The sequence below is a fragment of the Oceanospirillum sp. genome, from assembly GCF_982874595.1.
The window spans coordinates 269,485-286,277 of the sequence record NZ_CEYNZH010000001.1 but is presented as its reverse complement, the minus strand read 5'-3'; the positions used below and the strand labels follow the sequence as shown (position 1 = coordinate 286,277).

The following is a 16,793-nucleotide window of genomic DNA, read 5'->3' as shown; positions in this document are numbered from 1 at the left end:
AACAAAACTGTGAGAACGATAAGGAATCACTATGAAAAAATGGCTTACTGCACTCATCTTTGCACTCATCACCCCCATGGCTCTTGCCGCCAATACCGTTGATGTGGTTAACCCTTATGCCCGAGCGGTGCCTCCCGGTCAGACCAACTCCGCAATCTTTATGATGCTAAAAAATAAATCAGCCAAAGAAGTGAGTCTGATCCGAGCCCAAAGCGGCGTAGCAGATGCCGTAGAACTACACACCCACACCATGGACCAGGGTGTTATGAAGATGCGTCGGGTATCAGAAATCCGTATTCCCGGTAACGGTATGACTCTCCTGAAACCAGGCGGCTATCACATCATGCTGATCGGACTGAAGCAAAACCTGTTTGAAGGGCAGAAAGTGTCGGTAAAACTGTACTTCAGCAACGGCAGCATGGCTGTGGTTGAAATGCCAATCAAAAAGGTGATGGCAGGCATGAAGCAACACGCCGCTCACTAAGCCTTTCTGAATGCACAAAAAAACGGCTCAGAGTTCGCTCTGAGCCGTTTTTTTATATCACAAGCTGGCATAGTGTCCGTTATACCGCATCGGTACCACTCTCACCGGTGCGGATACGGATCACCTGCTCCAGCGGAGAAACAAAAATCTTACCATCGCCGATCTTACCGGTATTCGCCACTTTAGTGATCGCTTCAATGACCTGATCAACGACATCATCACCCACCGCAATCTCAATTTTCACCTTCGGCAGGAAATCCACCACATACTCTGCGCCACGGTACAGCTCTGTATGACCTTTCTGACGACCAAAGCCTTTAACTTCCGTTACGGTAATGCCCTGAACACCAATCTCAGAAAGAGATTCACGCACATCGTCCAGCTTGAACGGTTTAATAATCGCAGTAACCAGTTTCATTGTTGTACTCCTGTGAAAACGGCCCCAGCCCGATGAGCTGGTGAAAATGAGTGAACAGGTCTGGTGTGCTTACCCTGTTTAAACTGCCAATAGCATACTGCTATTGTTGACAATAAAAAAGGGTACCCGAAGGTACCCTTAAGCTTTTTGAGGTCAAACCTCTTAGTGTTTTTCTTAATCTTTTTTCGTTTTTTAGGTCGAGCTCTTATTTTTGTTGGCTTAACACAGTGATTAAACCCTGAGCATTCGCTCAGCTTTTAATAATTAACCTTTAGTGAATTCCGGATAAGCTTCCAGACCACACTCAGCGATATCCACACCGTCGTACTCTTCTTCTTCAGAAACCCGGATGCCGATAACCACTTTCAGGATGCTCCACACGATCAGGCTTGCTACAAACACCCAGCCGAAGATAGAGATGATACCCAGCAGCTGTGCAGAGAAGGTTGCATCACCGTTGCTCAGAGGCACAGCCAGCAGACCCCAGATACCCACAACACCGTGTACAGAGATCGCACCCACCGGATCATCGATACGCAGTTTGTCCAGCGCGATGATGGAGAAGACTACCAGTACGCCACCTACAGCACCGATCAGAGTAGAAGCGAAAGCAGTTGGAGACAGAGGATCAGCAGTGATCGCAACCAGACCAGCCAATGCACCGTTCAGTACCATGGTCAGATCCGCTTTACGGAACCACAGGCGAGCCAGGATCAGAGCCGCAATCGCACCACCAGCAGCCGCTGCGTTAGTGTTTACGAAAACCTGTGCTACCGCGTTTGCTTCACCCACATCAGACAGTTTCAGCTCAGAACCACCGTTGAAGCCGAACCAACCCATCCACAGAATGAACGTACCCAGCGTTGCCAGCGGCATGTTGCTGCCCGGAATCGCGTTTACCTGACCGTTAGGGCCGTATTTACCCTTACGTGCACCCAGCAGCAGTACACCTGCCAGAGCTGCAGCAGCACCAGCCATGTGAACAATACCGGAACCCGCAAAATCAGAGAAACCCGCTTCGCTCAGGAAGCCCCCACCCCAGGTCCAGTAACCAGATGTTGGGTAGATGAAACCAGTCATAACCACAGCAAAAGCCAGGAAAGCCCACAGCTTCATACGCTCAGCAACGGCACCGGATACGATAGACATCGCAGTCGCTACGAATACCACCTGGAAGAAGAAGTCAGAGCGCGCAGAGTAGTAAGTCTCACCACCGCTTGCCAGAACAGCGTCTGTTGTATTCTCATCGCCAATCAGAAAGCCCAGATTTGGCAGAATACCGCCTTCATCACCACTGTACATGATGAAGTAACCGCAAAGCAGATACATCGTACAGGCGATCGCATACAGTGCGATGTTCTTAGTCAGAATCTCTGTCGTGTTTTTGGCCCGAACCAGACCCGCTTCCAGCATGGCGAAACCGGCCGCCATCCACATCACAAGCGCACCACAGATCAGAAAGTAAAAGGTATCAAGTGCATACTTGACTTGTACTAAATCTTCCATTGGAAGGCCCTCCGAAGGCTGAATTCTTTTTTTAGCTAGTAAGCGGCTTAGATAGCGTCAGTGCCGCGTTCGCCGGTACGGATACGAACAATCTCTTCAAGAGCGGTGATGAAAATCTTACCATCGCCAATCTTGCCCGTGTTTGCTGCATTGGTGACCGCTTCAACTACCTGGTCAACCTGATCACCGGATACCGCAACTTCCAGCTTTACTTTTGGCAGAAAATCCACCACGTATTCCGCACCGCGATATAACTCGGTGTGACCCTTCTGGCGGCCAAAACCTTTAACCTCAGTGACTGTGATGCCCTGAATACCGATATCGGATAATGCTTCACGCACATCGTCCAGTTTGAACGGCTTGATGACTGCAGTGACCAGTTTCATTGGTTTACCCCTACGGCACGCTTAACGTGCTTATCAGATTGAATTGTTGTCCGTAATTTTTTTGGTCTAAGGTGTGGCTTTCTTACGGTGCGTTGCTTGCTCAATGCACTCTCGCCAACATACCGGGGGTTTTGCACAGGATGTGCCAATAAGAAAAAACCTATGTATTTCATTGCACTAGAAGAAAAAACAGCCTTAAACCTGTTCTTTTATGCACCGAAACAGAAAAAACACTGCACCGTCAAAATCCCAAACAAATCGATATCGCACTATTTTTGTGCGCTTAAAACGCACCACGAAGACACACAGAAAGGACAATCCAAAAAAGAGGTCATGCACGTAAAGTGGTACACTCAACCCTGAAATTTGGCTCTCAGATGCATTGAAGGTGAAGCAACTGAGCAGCAAAAACAGAAACGACTAAACGAATGCAATAGTTGAGCGATGAAGATGCTAAAACCTGAAATGATTTCCGAACTGACCCGCCAGATGGGCGAAAAATTCTCTGGTGCTGGTCTTCCGGGCGAAGCCGAACTCAAGCGTCAAATGCAGGCGGTAGCAGAAAATGTTTTTGCTAAACTGAATCTTGTTACCCGTGAAGAGTTTGAAATTCAGAGCGAGATCTTGCTACGCACACGTGCAAAAGCCGATGCTCTGGAAGTACAGGTCGCGCAACTGGAAGCGATTGTTGCCCAATTAGCGGGCAATGCATCAGCCGATAAAGAACAGACAGCAGAAAAGCCGAAGAAATAACGCTCTGTTGTTAAGCCAACTAACACGGCAGCTTCTTTAACGGATAAAAGAAGCGGGTTAAGCAACCCAACCTCAACGCACAAGGAGTCGTGCCATGACCTTAGCTGTCATCTATAGTCGTGCTTCTGTGGGCATTGATGCCCCGGAAGTACGCATCGAAGTCCATCTTACTAACGGTCTGCCCGGTCTTGCGATTGTGGGCATGCCGGAAACCGCCGTCAGGGAAAGTAAAGATCGGGTCCGCAGCGCTCTGATCAATGCCGGTTTTGAATACCCTCAACGGCGCATCACCGTCAATCTTGCTCCGGCAGACCTGCCAAAAGAAGGCGGCCGTTATGATCTGGCAATTGCTTTAGGGGTATTAGCCGCTTCTAACCAGATTCCTGCCGATCGTCTGACGGAGTTCGAATGTTATGGCGAACTGTCACTTTCTGCAGAGCTGCGCCCTATCTCCGGCATTCTTCCTGCCGCCTTAGCCTGTGCACAGGCAGAACGCACCATGTTGGTTCCCTCAGAAAATGGCGATGAAGCCTCTCTGCCAGAAGCCAACCGGGTTATGACAGCTCCGCACCTTCTGGCGGTAACCGCCATGTTGCACGGCCAGGAAGAACTCTCTCTGCATCAGCTGGAAAACGAGAAACGACATACCCTGTTTCGTGATCAGCCGGATCTGGCCGATGTCAAAGGTCAGTTTCAGGCGAGGCGTGCTCTGGAAATCGCTGCAGCAGGAAATCATCACTTATTGCTGGTTGGCCCACCGGGCACTGGCAAAACACTGCTCGCCAGCCGTCTCGGTGGCATTCTGCCAAAAATGAGCGAGCAAGAAGCCTTGGAAGTAATGGCTTTAGCATCGGTATCAGGGCGCTTCTCCATGGATGAGTGGGGACAACGTCCCTTCCGCAGCCCGCACCATACCGCATCCGGCGTGGCTTTGGTGGGCGGTGGTTCCCGACCGAAACCGGGGGAGATCAGTCTGGCACACAACGGCATTTTGTTTCTGGATGAGCTGCCGGAATACGACCGGCGCGTGCTGGAAGTGTTGCGCGAACCGCTGGAATCCGGTGAGATCCATATCTCCCGGGCCACCCAACAGGTCCGTTACCCCAGTCGTTTTCAGCTGGTCGCGGCAATGAATCCCTGTCCCTGTGGCTATTTCGGTGACAGTTTAAGAAGCTGCCGCTGCACACCAAAACAGGTTCGCAATTATCAAAGCCGTTTATCCGGGCCTTTATTAGACCGTATTGATCTGCAGGTCGCGGTTACCAGCCTGCCACCGGAGCAGTTGGCCAACGTTAGCCCCGGTGAAAGCAGTCAGCAGGTTCAGGCCAGGGTAACGGAGGCGCATCAGCGCCAGCTGGACCGCTCCGGTAAAAGCAACGCCCAGCTAACCGGACGCGAGCTGGATAATCAGATCCTATTACAGGACGAAGCCAGTCACTTGCTCCAACAGGCGATGGAGCAACTGGGATTATCACCAAGAAGCTACCATCGCATTCTGAAAGTCGCCCGCACCATCGCGGATCTTGCCGGTGAAGAAAGTGTTGGTGTTCCCGCGGTATCCGAAGCACTGGGTTTGCGTCAACTGGATCGTTATCTGCAACAACTCTCGCCCTAGTCATAGACTTCGAAGTGATTCATTCTTAAGCAGTGTGACCAAGAGAAAGTTCACACTGCTTTTTTGTTTCCTGCTGGTACAATCCCTCTTTCAAAATCTGTAACTCTTTTATCTCAGTCAGACCCGCTTATTTTTACCGGAAACCCAATATGCTCTCTCGCCTGAATGATCGCCAACGTGAAGCCGTAGAATATATCGGTGGCCCACTCTTGGTGCTGGCCGGTGCCGGCAGTGGTAAAACCAGTGTAATTACCACCAAGATCGCCTATCTGATCAAAGAGAAAGGCATCAAAGCTAATAAGATCGCTGCAGTGACCTTTACCAATAAGGCGGCGCGGGAGATGAAAGAGCGTGTCGGTAAACTGGTACAGGGCAAAGAAGCACGGGGGCTGACGGTTTCCACCTTTCATAACCTCGGCCTGACTATTATCCGCCGCGAACATAAAACCCTCGGCTATAAGGCCGGGTTCTCACTTTTCGATGATCAGGATACCAAGTCTCTGATCAAGGATCTGATGCACAAGGATTTCCAGACCGATGCCGAGATCATCGGCATGGTGCAGAACATGATCTCCAACTGGAAGAATGATCTGATCGAACCGGAACAGGCGATGGGACTGGCCAATGATGATCGCGAGACTCTGGCTGCTGCGGTGTATCGTGAATATGACCGCCACCTGCAAGCCTATAACGCGGTGGACTTTGACGACCTGATCCGCCTGCCCGTTCGCCTGTTCCGGGATAATCCCGAGGTACTGGATCGCTGGCAGAACAAAATGCACTACATGCTGGTGGATGAGTATCAGGACACCAACGTCAGTCAGTATCTGCTGGTGAAACTACTGATCGGCTATCGCGGCGCGTTAACCGTGGTCGGTGATGATGACCAGTCGATCTACGCCTGGCGGGGTGCACGGCCGGAAAACCTGGTGAAACTGGGTGAAGACTTTAAAAGCCTGAAAATCGTCAAACTGGAACAGAACTACCGGTCAACATCGCTGATCCTACGTTGTGCGAACACCTTGATCGCCAATAACCCCCACGTTTATGAGAAAACCCTGTGGAGTAATATGGGTTCCGGTGCACCGATTCGGGTAATCAGCTGCCGCAATGAAGACGCCGAATCTGAACGGGTCGTCACTGAAATCCTGACCCACCGCATCAAAAACGACGGCCACTACAAAGACTTCGCCATTCTCTATCGTGGTAACCATCAGGCGCGCCTGCTGGAGATCAAGCTGCAGGCCTATCAGGTACCTTATAAGATCAGTGGCGGAACCTCGTTTTTCTCCCGCCACGAGATCAAAGACATCATGGGTTACCTGCGACTGCTGGTAAACCCGGAGGACGATAACGCCTTCCTGCGGGTAATCAATATGCCGCGTCGGGAGATCGGGCCTTCCACACTGGAGCGACTGGGCACCTACGCTAACAGCCGCCATATCAGTCTGTTTAACGCCTGTGATGAGATCGGTCTGGAACAATACCTGTCCGGCAAAGCCCTTGAGAAACTGGGTCGCTTTAATCACTGGCTGCAGCAAACCATCCAACGCTGCTCCCAGGATGATCCTATCGCCGCAATCCGCCAGATGATTCAGGATATCGACTACGAAGCCTGGCTGCATCAGAACTCCAGCTCGCCGCAGGTGGCAGAGCGCCGCATGGCCAACGTCTGGATTCTGGTGGATTCCCTGAAAGATACCTTAAACCGTATGCAGGAAGAGGACGAGGAAGCCACCATCGAAGATGCCATATCCCGTCTGGTACTGCGGGATATGCTGGAACAGCAGGAAAAAGAAGATGACTCCGACCGGGTTCAGCTGATGACCCTGCACTCGGCCAAAGGTCTGGAATACCCTCATGTGTACATTATCGGTATGGAAGAAGACCTGCTGCCGCACCGGAACAGTATTGATGAGGGAAATATCGAAGAGGAACGACGCCTGGCTTATGTAGGCATCACCCGCGCCAGGGAAACCCTGACCCTCTCCTTTGCCAGCCAACGGAAACAGTTTGGTGAAATGCTGAACTGCACCCCAAGCCGTTTTCTGGATGAACTACCGGAGGCCGATCTGGAATGGGAAGGCAAAGAGAAAGCACCGGACGAGGCCAAACGTGCCAGAGGACACGCCGCATTGGATGCTTTGAAAAAACGACTGGGCAGCGCGGATTAAAGCCAAACGTAAACAGCAGACATGAAAAAGCCGGTACAGCTCGCCAAAAGCTGTACCGGCTTTTTTGTATCAAACAGTTTTAAGGCAACGTCTTACTTGCTGTTTTCTACGATGTAATCAACGATAGATTTCACTTCGTCGTCGCTCAAAGATGGGTTACCACCTTTAGCTGGCATCGCATTGAAGCCATTGATCGCATGGTTGTACAGAGTGTCCATGCCTTTGCTGATGCGAGGAGCCCAAGCCGCTGCATCACCCTTCTTAGGTGCGCCAGCTGCGCCAGTGTTGTGACATGCGGAGCACACAGATCCGTACAGATCTGCAGGAGACTTAGCGCCACCTGCTGCCGGAGCAGGAGCGGCACCACCACAATCCTGACCCTGCAGGCAAACGTCACCAACCGGTGCCAGACGCTCTGCAATAGCTTCTTTAGACATTGCTGCCGCTTGTACTGATGTGCTCAGAACCGCGCCAGCCAGCACGCCCATTACACCCGCGATAATTCCGCTGCGTTTCACTCTCACCACCTCTAATCACTGGTCCGTCAAAAAACAGAATTTGTTTTTTTTTCGGTGTGTATTCTATTAACCCTAAAAAACGGAAGTATAGCGGCAATTAGTCTTAGCGGAAATAGCCAACAAGACGCATAACCCGCCATGGATCAGCTGATCTGCAGGTTATAAAGACACCTGAGGCATGCATCAGCCTCTGTCTATCACAGCACATACCCGTTTAGATCTTGATTTTAAAGCCCTTTCCCCTTTGCTGTTTTGATCTCACACGGGGTTCGGAGTAGACATAAGGTTAATAACTCCATAAAATGCATGCCGTTGCCCGCTCGTAGCTCAGCTGGATAGAGTACCGCCCTCCGAAGGCGGTGGTCGCGCGTTCGAATCGCGCCGAGCGGGCCATTTTCTCCCCATATATCAAGCACTTACAGCACCCATCAAAAACCTTAAAATCCTGTTTCCCGCTCTAGGTACAGCATAGGTACACAGCGGCACAAACTCAGGCAAACAAGCAGCCATAATACACGGCTAATTCTCCCTCTCTGACGACCATGTTAAGCCTGAAACTGTACCCGCATTTTGAATTGCTACGCACCTGTTGGCCTGTGCGCTTACCGGCTGCGCTTTTTGCGTCTCTGCGTACCCAGTGCGGTTACTCAGATTGGCCGGTGATCAGCGCCAGCTCTCAGGGTTAATCGTGATCGGTATAACGGTTTCGGGTGTGGTCATCATGACCATAACTGAAACACCCTTAAAATGAGGGTATTACCCTTGTTTTGAGGGTGTTTGCTGTTGGCCTGCGGTGATCCCAGAAGCCGGGCAGCTGATGAATCTCCAAAGGGGTTGCCGCTCGGGTTCGGCTTGTGGCGCGCTGGCCTGTGAACAGGTGGTGCATCTGTTGCACTACTCCCTGTGCTCTCTGGTGGCATACCTGTGCCGTGACCTGCGTAACGGTTTCAGTTGTGAACATCATGGCTATAAATGAAACACCCCTGTTTTAGGGGTATTCCCCCTGTTTTGCTGTTGGCCTTTACGTTGGCCTTTTGCTGGCTGGGTGATCGGCTCCGTGCTGATCGGGTGGGCATTTGGGAGCTGGCGCGGGCTGGCCCTTATGTTGGCCCCGGCTGATCGGCAGGACGTGAAATACCACTCAGAAAATTTTCCTTATTTCTCACGTAAAAAAACGGCTTTAAGGGTGCGGTCATTGAGCCTATGGAACCCTGGACTTTCAGACCCCCCTATACCCTATCGCTGTGTCCGCCCTACCAGTCCGCCCTTAACAACTGCCTACCGCTAGTAACGGTCTGTTTTAACGGGCTGTATTGTCTCTACGTGTCCGCCCCATCAGTCCGCCCCTTACCCATGCCGGGGTGACTTACCCCAAGCTGGGGTAACTGACTTACCCCAAAGTAGGGTAACTCATCCCAAAGCAAGCTAACTCAGATGATAAGCGTCTGACCTGCGCCCCCGGTGCGAGGGTGCAGCTGGTAAACCTCCAAAGAGATTACCGGCCCGATTCGGCTTGTGGCTATCTGCGTGGTTATCTCTGGTGCCGGGTAGGGTGACAACGGTTTGACGGTCTGCGCCAGCTCTCAGGGTGCCGATTCATACCGGCGTTACCTTCGGCAGTGTCGGCACTGCAAAACCGCTCTGTAATGCGGGTTTGACTGGGGTGCTGCTGACGACGCTAAAGCCCCGAAATTTAGCCGAAAGCCGGGGTTCTGCGCCCCCGTGGCGCTCGCTTGATCTCAGATAAGAACCTAGGTTTTTCAGGATACGCTTTGCCTGTGTCGTGCTGACTGGTGCGCACTCTGGTGTATCGGTTATATGTTGGCGTCCTGGTCTTGCTGGCCAGTTGCTGAAACTACTGTTCTCCAGATCGGTTTATCAGGTATGTGTGATCTTGAGCTGATCCCGGCTGCCGGTGTTTGTGTTGCTGTGGTAATCAGAATGCAAAACGTATCAGCGCAGAAAATCAGCTCCTGAAACTTGTTTCTGGAGTCTGTATTTTTTGTTTATCTACTGATTGTTAATACTGGTTATTCTACTAATGATTACTGGGACTCTCTGACACTTAGCTTTGGACTCTCTGACACTTAGCTTTGGACTCTCTGACACTTAGCTTTGGACTCTCTGACACTTAGCTTTTCAAGGTTGGCCCTTTTGTTGGCCCTGTGACCTTCTGGCTGATCGGCTCCGGCCTGATCTGGTGGGCGTTCGGTAGCTGGCGCGTGTTGGCCCTGATGTTGGCCTTGTGTCTCTGGGTTAGAGGCATTGTCTCTAGCCTAGAGACAATGCCCGCTATTCCTCATGTGTATCACCATCGCCACGACTGAATAAACGCTCTGCTCCCTCTGGCATCCAAGCAGGCGGACTATTCTGCTTAAACCTGTGTGATTACGTCACTCAGAAAGAAAACGCCTCCTGTGTGCGCTCTGGTGCGTTCTGGCTCTGGTGTCATGGTGACACTTGGGAATGCGGCCTGTGCTATCTGGTGCTACACCCTGTGCTATCTGGTGCTACACCCTGTGCTATCTGGTGCTACACCCTGTGTCATCTGGTGGCATACCTGCGCCAGCTCTCAGACATTCATTCTCTGTGTAACTGCTCCAGTTGCCAGCATCATACAGGCAGCTGAAAACACCCTGATTCGGGGTGTTTTTCCACCCTGATTTAGGGTGTTTAACCCTGTTTTGGGGTTGTTTTTTAACCCCGTTCTGGGGTTGTTTCTTTGCTGGCCTGTACGGATCGACAGTACCAAAACAACCCTGTTGGCAGTACCAAAACAGTCCTGTTACAGCGACACGCCTACCGACACGCTGAATCCTTTGTGCGGTGCTGCTTTCAAGCAAAGAGCGACACACCTACCGACACTCTGACGACATACGGCAGCAACCCGCTATCTAACCCGCTGAACCCCACGGATGACGAGAGTTGTAGCGAAGATGCAACCCACTCATCAACCCACCTGCAACCCACCACCAGAACGAAAAAAACCAGACCGGCCTATGCTGATCTGGGTTTCTGTTTTGGGTCGTTTTGACCTCATTAGGGCTGTTTTGACCCTGTTGCTCTGCTGGGTAGTTTCTACCTTATTCGGGTAGTTTCTACCTTATTCGGGTAGTTTCTTGCCGGGTATCAGTCGCATCAGTGACCGGGTGGCGGCATCTCTACCGGCCTTTGCTTTCAACTCCTTTACCGGCTCTGCTATGGCTGACTTCTTCCAGTGGGCAACGTACCGGGCAGCGGCCTTGTACATGACCAGAGGCGGCAACGTCTCCAGGCACTCAATAATCAGCGGCATATCCTCAGCCGGTGGGCTTGTATACCAGGTGATCCATTCCGCCCAAGCCTTAGCGCCAGCATCATAAGGCGGCTGATAGGGTTCATGGTTGATCATAGCAATATGGCGTTTTGCTTTAACCTGCTGGCGTTTCTTCTTGATTGCTGGGTGCATCTTTTTCTTCTCCATCACTACCACCCTTCACGGTAACTCAGCATAGCTTCAAATCTTTCATACTGATGTCTTATGACTGCCATGCCATCCTGACCGCCCATCGTTTCAGGAAAAATATTGGGGAGTGATACCGCTTTGATGAATCTATGAGCGCAGTTGGCAGCCCATTCCGTTAAAAAGAGCTCGGTATCTATCAGCTCATCAAGCTCAGCACGAGCTATAGCACTCTCACAACAGTACCACTCGCTCCAACTTAGAGGGCCGGTGTAAAAATTGTATCCGGCTGCGTTGAGCTCTCTAAGCACCCGGATAGCATCAATACACCTTGGATATTCATCAGGCGGTAACTGATCAACAGCGCATTCAGTCTCATCAGTAGGTAACTCATCAACAGAACTTTCAGGCTCCGTTATGGGCGGGCTCGACTCTTCAGCGACCTTTGAAGCTGCTGCCAACATCTCCGAAGCTGGCGCACCTGATCCGGAACGCGATAGTGGTTCCCGCCTGAGTGAATGCAAGAGCTGAATGTTGACCTTATACGTGTTGTATTTGCGCCCCCCCCTCCAATGGCCTTTTTTTCTGATAAGCCCTGCCTGCTCCAGAGACTTAATACTTCGGGTAACTGTCTTGAGTGACATTCCCGTCTCAAGAGATAGCAACTCTTGAGAGGGCCAGCTTTCGAGATTTTCATTTGCCCGGTCAGCCAGCCGGGAAAGTATCGTTTTTGCAGGCTGGCCCACTTTCATTTCTTTAGGAAAATCAGCTTCCCATACCGCCTTATGAGCTTCAAAACACATGCTATAATCCTGTGGTCGTATACACTCAGAGCCTCAACAGAAGGCCTGTGTAATAAATAGCCCGGTCAGACATTGCAGGTGTCAGCCGGGCTTTTTTTGGTCATCTGGTAGTGATCTGCGCCAGCTTATGCCGGATCGCTTAACCCCTGCTGCGCTTCGCTGATTTCCTCAATACGGGCGGCAACCTCAGCCACCTGATCCGCGATAACTTCCAGAGCATCCATCATCGATACGGTTTCATCATCGCTTAAAATGCGCTCTTGGCTCTCAAGGCTGCGAGTGACCAACCGGGTGATAACCTGCGTTCCGCTATGGGCAGTCAGTAGCTTATTTGAGTAGACCTGCAACAGATCGGATTGGTAACGCTGCTCAAGTGTGGTCTGTGGCTTAGGCATGGCGGAACCCTCCCTGCTGCAACTGGTTGAGCTGTTGCTTGATGTCTTCGTGAATCTCGAAACGCTGGTTTTCCACGTCATCCGACAGATCAACCAGAGAATCCCCCAGGCGTTCCAGTGCTTTTAAAAAGCCGAGCTTATCCCCGTCTGAAAGTTCCCGTTCGTTCAGTTCTGATTCCCGTAGCATCCGGGCGATACCCATTACAGCAAAGCCTGTATCTGACGTTTTTCGGTTGTATTCGGGCAGAACTATCTCGTTGAGTAGGTGAAGATTTGTGGAAAGCTCATTTAACTTAGACATGGCTCAGCCCTCCATCAACCGGTTTACGGCTGACAAACGTCAGGGACAGGCCAGCAAAAACAGCACGGGCTTGGTTCAGGTTTGAGGCGTAACAGCTCACCATACGAGCACGGTTAAGCGCGGATAGCTTTAAGCCCTTGGGGGCTATCAGGAAGGTGTAAATCATGGGATGGAACCCCTTGTTCATTTTAGAAACAAAGGGCGGATTGGCAGCCTCAAAGCAGCACCGAACAAGGAAGGTGCAGCGGGGGGCTTTGCGGTCATGCCGCTTGGCTCCCAATCCCTCCCCCCAAAACAGGGCGCAGCGCACCGGCTGGGTGCCAGTGTGCGAAAATTTGTCATTAGGGAGATAATAGTCTCCTTGTTCAGATGCTGCTAACGGGTGCTTAATCCGCCAGCTCTGCCGGGTGCTTAATCCGGCACAGCTGATACTAGCGCCAGCCCCAACAGAACACAAGGCGGGTTTTAAGGGCATCGACATCATGCGGCCATTCCCTCCGGCAGCCGATACTTAGACACCAGAGCGCGGGCAGCGTGTATGCTGCTTTCTTTCAGTTTGTACCGGGTGAAATATGCGGTTCCTCCGTGCCGGTGCTGGTATGGGTATCGGGTGCGGTAAAACTCCAGACCGTTAGCGTGGTACAGCTCGCTGACAGTCGAATGTAAGCAGGTATCCCCGTACAGACTGGCGGCTTCCAGCTGAATCAGGGATCGCGTCATCAGGTAGTGAAGGGCTATAATCTTTTTCGGTGCTTTTTTAAGACGGGCGGCTTTCTTAGTTGGAGCCGCTTGTTTTTTATGTGGCATCGCTAAACCCTCCCCTTATGCAACAGCAGCACCGGCCATGCCAGCCTGTGCGGTGTTGGTGAAGCTCTCAAACTGCGCCAGCCATTCAGACAGATCAGTTTTTTTATAACGGACATTGCGCCCCATCTTGATAAAAGCCGGAGCCTGTACGCCTGCCAGCTTGCCAGTAGTGCGACTCAGACGGACGGTGTATTCACTGAATCCCAAAAACTCAGCAGCCTGGGCACTGGTCAGTAATGCGGTGTGTTCGGTAGGTGTGTTCATGTTGTTACCCCACGGTTATCTGTTGGTGAACGTGGGGCAAGGTTAAGACGGTGGGAGTAGGGTTTCGAGGCACGAAAAACAGGTTTTTTTCTGCCGGTAGGATTCAGATAAAAAAGTTTACCGGCATGATTTTAAAGAAAAATTATGCCGGTACGTTTTTCAGTAAAAACTATGACGCTGCGTTAAGTTTTGCTTTCCAGTCTTCAATAAAACCATTCGTAATAACACGTTCAAACCACGTTTTAGCTGTCGTTCTTATATGCTCTTCTCCTTTCGTATGATCAGGATAAAGAGCAGCTGCCATAACACGGTTAATAATTACCTTACCCTCAGAGTTAGCCCAAAGCGTTAAGTCCATATACGGAATGACCTTACTCTCCAAAATCCCTTTTATCTTTGCTTTGGAATACTTAACACCATTATCAGGCAGCCCCAAATACTCCCTTATACCGGGTAGCGTTCTTTTGAGTTCAGATAGTATTAAGTGGTCAGGAGCGGAAAGATCAACGTCAAGGTGAAGGTATCCGGGGTTTGGGGATTCTGGGACAACCTTGTCAAAAAGGTCATCATGCAACACGGAAAGCACCAAAGTATTAATTTTGTCTTCAAGGTCATCATCAGTTAGGTTTAACTTCTCTCTTGCTTGCTCCCCTATCATCATGGCCCGCCCCGTGCTGATCGGCTGAACAACTTCACTGACTACGGGCTTACTTTCTATCGTCTTACTATTCAAAGCCCAGCTCTCAAACCAAGTCACATAAGGTTCTTTTAGTCTTTGTTCATGAAATGACTTGTCACAATGAGAATCACCGTAGCGAAAGGCGTGTACCCGTTCTTCTACTTGCACCAGTAATTCAGGCTCGCTCAGAGTCTCGAATACCTGATACTTCTCAATATCAAACCACTCCAAATCCCGGGCATCATTAATTTCTTCCATCAGCTGTACCCCTACAGCAACCCTCCGACAGATCAGCCAGCCCAGGCAAAGAGGGTGCTTTGCTTTTCGGATCGTCATCCTATGGCTGGCCACTGGATATAATCACAGCATTAACACTAAACAACAAGGGGCAACAGAATATAGGGCTAGTGTTCCCCCTGTTCCCTCGGCTTTATTCATGGGGAACGGCTACAGGCCCCGTGGTTACTGGCTGCTCCCCGTGTTCCCTCTGTTCTCCCTACAAAACGCAAAGGCAAAGTAAAAACCAGAGAATTACCCGATATGCTGGCGCGGTGTTATGGCGGGTGGCTCTGACTGATCGTCCCCGGTCTGCAACTGACTTGCGAACAGCTCTACAGCATTGCGCTTGTGGTTAGGTCTCAGGTGTCCATAGTTCTTAATCGTGGTCTGTATATCGGTGTGAGCCATCAGCTCCGACACTGCCAGCAGATCGACCCCAGCCATAATTAGCTGACTGGCGAAGTTATGGCGCAAGGTGTACAGCACCAGCTCACCCGGCAACTGCGCCAGCTTGCGAAGTTTGGCCCATGGCTTTTGCATTGAGCTGGGATCCATTTTGCCCCCTGTGCGCTCTGACTGAAAAACATACCCGGTTTCAGGCTGGCCCTGTTGCTGGTGCCAGGTGGTTAAGACATCGATCACCGGCTGACTGATCGGGAAGGCCCGAGGCTCTGGCTGGTGGTGGGCGGTCTTTTCTATGATCTTGGTGATAGTGGCAAACTTCAGATTCACATGCTCCCAGCGAAGCCCGAACAGATCACCGGGACGAAACCCGGTGTAATACATGGTCATGACCCAAGGTTTTACATGATCGACATAGGCAACATTATCCCAGTCCGGCAGATAAGACTTACCATGCGCCCTGCTACTCTGGCGTTGCTGGCGCTTTTCATCCTGATAAGCATCCAAGGCAGCAAACAGGGCTTTAACTTCGTGTGCCTCCAGGTATCGCCTACTCTGTGCGGCTGATAGCTCCTGTTCTGTTAGAGCCGGTTTTTCCAACTGGTGTCCCTGTAATGGGTTGGCATCAATAAAGCCTTTCTTTACTGCGTGGTTAAGCAGCGTAGTCAGAGCACCAAAAACCCGCCTGATAGTAGTCCATGCCAAACCCTCGACCTCTTTTTCCGTCTGCCATCGATCAATATCACGGGTAGTAATCTGCGACATTGGCTTAATCATCAGATCAGCAAAGTGTTTCCTGATGCGGCCCAATGTCTGCTTACCGTCCTTTCTCCGGTTCTGGTGTGTCGTATAAGGGCCGTCAAGATAAGCCCCTAACGTTTGCCGCTTCTGTTGATCGGATTCTTTTTTGGCGCTCTGCTTTGTTTCCTGAATATCCACACCACGGGCCACCCGGCCCAATAGGTCACGCGCCAGCTCTCGGGCCTGTTCTGCTGTCAGATCAGGATAACGGCCCAATGTGTAGACTCTCTGGTTGTTGGTGCCCGGTGCCAGGTACTTAATGCGGTAGCTGATATTTCTTTTACCGGGGCGAACGTGAAAGCCTGATACCTCGGTATCAAACACATCCCCTTGAGGCTGACCGGCTGATATTGCCCGGGCCATTTGTTGAAGTTTTCTAGCGGTGATTTTTTCGGTGGTTTTGACCATTTTCCTGTACCTGAAAATTTCTAGGTACAGCATAGGTACACAGCGGCAACCCTTCTCGTCAACAAGCAAAAACAAGAGCAACCAACAAAACAAATGCTAACCAACTGTTTTTAAAGCAATTTCACGCTGATTTCTGTTTCTAAATATGTGTGACTTGTTTGTCGTTATTTGTCACAAAAACGCCCTCCGAAGGCGGTGGTCGCGCGTTCGAATCGCGCCGAGCGGGCCATTTATCTAATCCCCCCCTACAGCACCTCTATAGATCAACCTGATCATATAGCTTGTTCAATGCTGGCTTCGTCCCCTGAAAGATCAATTTTTTGTTTCCGCTCTATCCCCGATTAAACACAACCCAATA

Annotated in this window: 18 protein-coding genes and 1 tRNA gene; 6 read left to right on the top strand and 13 right to left on the bottom strand. The window is 51.0% G+C overall.

Going from position 1 to position 16,793, the window contains the following annotated elements; translation table 11 throughout:
• The first annotated feature begins 31 nt into the window (after positions 1-31).
• Positions 32-484: a copper chaperone PCu(A)C gene (locus tag AC4GL5_RS01280; protein ID WP_490380971.1), complete on the top strand. Its 453-nt coding sequence runs from the start codon at positions 32-34 to the stop codon at positions 482-484.
• Between the two features lie 79 nt (positions 485-563).
• Here AC4GL5_RS01280 and glnK (AC4GL5_RS01275) read toward each other — a convergent pair whose 3' ends face one another.
• From glnK (AC4GL5_RS01275) to glnK (AC4GL5_RS01265), 3 genes are all read right to left on the bottom strand, one after another.
• Positions 564-902: a P-II family nitrogen regulator gene (gene glnK / locus AC4GL5_RS01275; RefSeq protein WP_490380970.1), complete on the bottom strand. Its 339-nt coding sequence runs from the start codon at positions 900-902 to the stop codon at positions 564-566.
• Positions 903-1,166: 264 nt separating this feature from the next.
• Entirely contained in the window at positions 1,167-2,408 is a 1,242-nt protein-coding gene (locus AC4GL5_RS01270; RefSeq protein ID WP_490380969.1) for an ammonium transporter, read from the bottom strand.
• A gap of 47 nt (positions 2,409-2,455) precedes the next feature.
• Positions 2,456-2,794: a P-II family nitrogen regulator gene (gene glnK / locus AC4GL5_RS01265; RefSeq protein WP_078320510.1), complete on the bottom strand. Its 339-nt coding sequence runs from the start codon at positions 2,792-2,794 to the stop codon at positions 2,456-2,458.
• A 450-nt stretch (positions 2,795-3,244) separates the two neighbouring features.
• On the opposite strand from glnK (AC4GL5_RS01265), the gene AC4GL5_RS01260 reads away from it, so the two are divergent.
• The 3 genes from AC4GL5_RS01260 to rep all read left to right on the top strand — a co-directional run bounded on the left by AC4GL5_RS01260 (position 3,245) and on the right by rep (position 7,336).
• On the top strand, positions 3,245-3,547 hold the full coding sequence (locus AC4GL5_RS01260) for an accessory factor UbiK family protein (protein ID WP_490380968.1): 303 nt from the start codon (positions 3,245-3,247) through the stop codon (positions 3,545-3,547).
• Between the two features lie 94 nt (positions 3,548-3,641).
• Complete coding sequence (locus tag AC4GL5_RS01255; RefSeq protein ID WP_490380967.1) at positions 3,642-5,162, top strand: YifB family Mg chelatase-like AAA ATPase; 1,521 nt, start codon at positions 3,642-3,644, stop codon at positions 5,160-5,162.
• A 149-nt stretch (positions 5,163-5,311) separates the two neighbouring features.
• Positions 5,312-7,336 carry a DNA helicase Rep gene (rep, locus tag AC4GL5_RS01250; RefSeq protein WP_490380966.1) on the top strand — a complete coding sequence of 675 codons (2,025 nt, stop codon included), beginning with the start codon at positions 5,312-5,314 and terminating at the stop codon, positions 7,334-7,336.
• Positions 7,337-7,428: 92 nt separating this feature from the next.
• Here the strand turns inward: rep and AC4GL5_RS01245 are convergent, their stop codons facing one another.
• The gene (locus AC4GL5_RS01245; RefSeq protein WP_490380965.1) at positions 7,429-7,854 is read right to left on the bottom strand and encodes a c-type cytochrome; all 426 of its coding nucleotides are present in this window, start codon (positions 7,852-7,854) and stop codon (positions 7,429-7,431) included.
• 316 nt (positions 7,855-8,170) lie between these two features.
• On the opposite strand from AC4GL5_RS01245, the gene AC4GL5_RS01240 reads away from it, so the two are divergent.
• Together AC4GL5_RS01240 and AC4GL5_RS01235 are read left to right on the top strand one after the other, a co-directional pair.
• Positions 8,171-8,247: transfer RNA gene (locus AC4GL5_RS01240), tRNA-Arg, on the top strand.
• 424 nt (positions 8,248-8,671) lie between these two features.
• Positions 8,672-8,830 (top strand): hypothetical protein, encoded by a 159-nt coding sequence (locus AC4GL5_RS01235; RefSeq protein WP_490380964.1) that lies wholly within the window; start codon positions 8,672-8,674, stop codon positions 8,828-8,830.
• Positions 8,831-10,957: 2,127 nt separating this feature from the next.
• On the opposite strand, the gene AC4GL5_RS01230 is transcribed toward AC4GL5_RS01235, so the two are convergent.
• The 9 genes from AC4GL5_RS01230 to AC4GL5_RS01190 all read right to left on the bottom strand — a co-directional run bounded on the left by AC4GL5_RS01230 (position 10,958) and on the right by AC4GL5_RS01190 (position 16,435).
• The gene (locus AC4GL5_RS01230) at positions 10,958-11,317 is read right to left on the bottom strand and encodes a hypothetical protein (protein WP_490380963.1); all 360 of its coding nucleotides are present in this window, start codon (positions 11,315-11,317) and stop codon (positions 10,958-10,960) included.
• Between the two features lie 2 nt (positions 11,318-11,319).
• Positions 11,320-12,099, bottom strand: a complete 780-nt coding sequence (locus AC4GL5_RS01225; RefSeq protein ID WP_490380962.1) for a helix-turn-helix domain-containing protein — start codon at positions 12,097-12,099, stop codon at positions 11,320-11,322.
• A gap of 125 nt (positions 12,100-12,224) precedes the next feature.
• Entirely contained in the window at positions 12,225-12,494 is a 270-nt protein-coding gene (locus tag AC4GL5_RS01220) for a hypothetical protein (protein ID WP_490380961.1), read from the bottom strand.
• Positions 12,487-12,795: a hypothetical protein gene (locus AC4GL5_RS01215; protein ID WP_490380960.1), complete on the bottom strand. Its 309-nt coding sequence runs from the start codon at positions 12,793-12,795 to the stop codon at positions 12,487-12,489. Before AC4GL5_RS01215 ends, AC4GL5_RS01220 begins: the two co-directional genes overlap by 8 nt.
• Positions 12,788-12,961, bottom strand: a complete 174-nt coding sequence (locus AC4GL5_RS01210; RefSeq protein ID WP_490380959.1) for a hypothetical protein — start codon at positions 12,959-12,961, stop codon at positions 12,788-12,790. Before AC4GL5_RS01210 ends, AC4GL5_RS01215 begins: the two co-directional genes overlap by 8 nt.
• A gap of 314 nt (positions 12,962-13,275) precedes the next feature.
• Positions 13,276-13,602, bottom strand: coding sequence for a hypothetical protein (locus tag AC4GL5_RS01205; RefSeq protein ID WP_490380958.1), 327 nt, complete (start codon positions 13,600-13,602; stop codon positions 13,276-13,278).
• Positions 13,603-13,617: 15 nt separating this feature from the next.
• Entirely contained in the window at positions 13,618-13,866 is a 249-nt protein-coding gene (locus tag AC4GL5_RS01200; RefSeq protein WP_490380957.1) for a helix-turn-helix domain-containing protein, read from the bottom strand.
• 169 nt (positions 13,867-14,035) lie between these two features.
• Positions 14,036-14,803 carry a DUF6387 family protein gene (locus AC4GL5_RS01195; protein WP_490380956.1) on the bottom strand — a complete coding sequence of 256 codons (768 nt, stop codon included), beginning with the start codon at positions 14,801-14,803 and terminating at the stop codon, positions 14,036-14,038.
• A gap of 273 nt (positions 14,804-15,076) precedes the next feature.
• Complete coding sequence (locus AC4GL5_RS01190; protein WP_490380955.1) at positions 15,077-16,435, bottom strand: site-specific integrase; 1,359 nt, start codon at positions 16,433-16,435, stop codon at positions 15,077-15,079.
• Positions 16,436-16,793 lie beyond the last annotated feature (358 nt).

Bases quoted from the DNA above. Each gene is read 5' to 3' on its own strand.
- AC4GL5_RS01280 (WP_490380971.1), top strand. From the start codon at position 32: ATGAAAAAATGGCTTACTGCACTCATCTTTGCACTCATCACCCCCATG.
- glnK (WP_490380970.1), bottom strand. From the start codon at position 902: ATGAAACTGGTTACTGCGATTATTAAACCGTTCAAGCTGGACGATGTG.
- AC4GL5_RS01270 (WP_490380969.1), bottom strand. From the start codon at position 2,408: ATGGAAGATTTAGTACAAGTCAAGTATGCACTTGATACCTTTTACTTT.
- glnK (WP_078320510.1), bottom strand. From the start codon at position 2,794: ATGAAACTGGTCACTGCAGTCATCAAGCCGTTCAAACTGGACGATGTG.
- AC4GL5_RS01260 (WP_490380968.1), top strand. From the start codon at position 3,245: ATGCTAAAACCTGAAATGATTTCCGAACTGACCCGCCAGATGGGCGAA.
- AC4GL5_RS01255 (WP_490380967.1), top strand. From the start codon at position 3,642: ATGACCTTAGCTGTCATCTATAGTCGTGCTTCTGTGGGCATTGATGCC.
- rep (WP_490380966.1), top strand. From the start codon at position 5,312: ATGCTCTCTCGCCTGAATGATCGCCAACGTGAAGCCGTAGAATATATC.
- AC4GL5_RS01235 (WP_490380964.1), top strand. From the start codon at position 8,672: ATGAATCTCCAAAGGGGTTGCCGCTCGGGTTCGGCTTGTGGCGCGCTG.
- AC4GL5_RS01230 (WP_490380963.1), bottom strand. From the start codon at position 11,317: ATGGAGAAGAAAAAGATGCACCCAGCAATCAAGAAGAAACGCCAGCAG.
- AC4GL5_RS01225 (WP_490380962.1), bottom strand. From the start codon at position 12,099: ATGTGTTTTGAAGCTCATAAGGCGGTATGGGAAGCTGATTTTCCTAAA.
- AC4GL5_RS01220 (WP_490380961.1), bottom strand. From the start codon at position 12,494: ATGCCTAAGCCACAGACCACACTTGAGCAGCGTTACCAATCCGATCTG.
- AC4GL5_RS01215 (WP_490380960.1), bottom strand. From the start codon at position 12,795: ATGTCTAAGTTAAATGAGCTTTCCACAAATCTTCACCTACTCAACGAG.
- AC4GL5_RS01210 (WP_490380959.1), bottom strand. From the start codon at position 12,961: ATGATTTACACCTTCCTGATAGCCCCCAAGGGCTTAAAGCTATCCGCG.
- AC4GL5_RS01205 (WP_490380958.1), bottom strand. From the start codon at position 13,602: ATGCCACATAAAAAACAAGCGGCTCCAACTAAGAAAGCCGCCCGTCTT.
- AC4GL5_RS01200 (WP_490380957.1), bottom strand. From the start codon at position 13,866: ATGAACACACCTACCGAACACACCGCATTACTGACCAGTGCCCAGGCT.
- AC4GL5_RS01195 (WP_490380956.1), bottom strand. From the start codon at position 14,803: ATGGAAGAAATTAATGATGCCCGGGATTTGGAGTGGTTTGATATTGAG.
- AC4GL5_RS01190 (WP_490380955.1), bottom strand. From the start codon at position 16,435: ATGGTCAAAACCACCGAAAAAATCACCGCTAGAAAACTTCAACAAATG.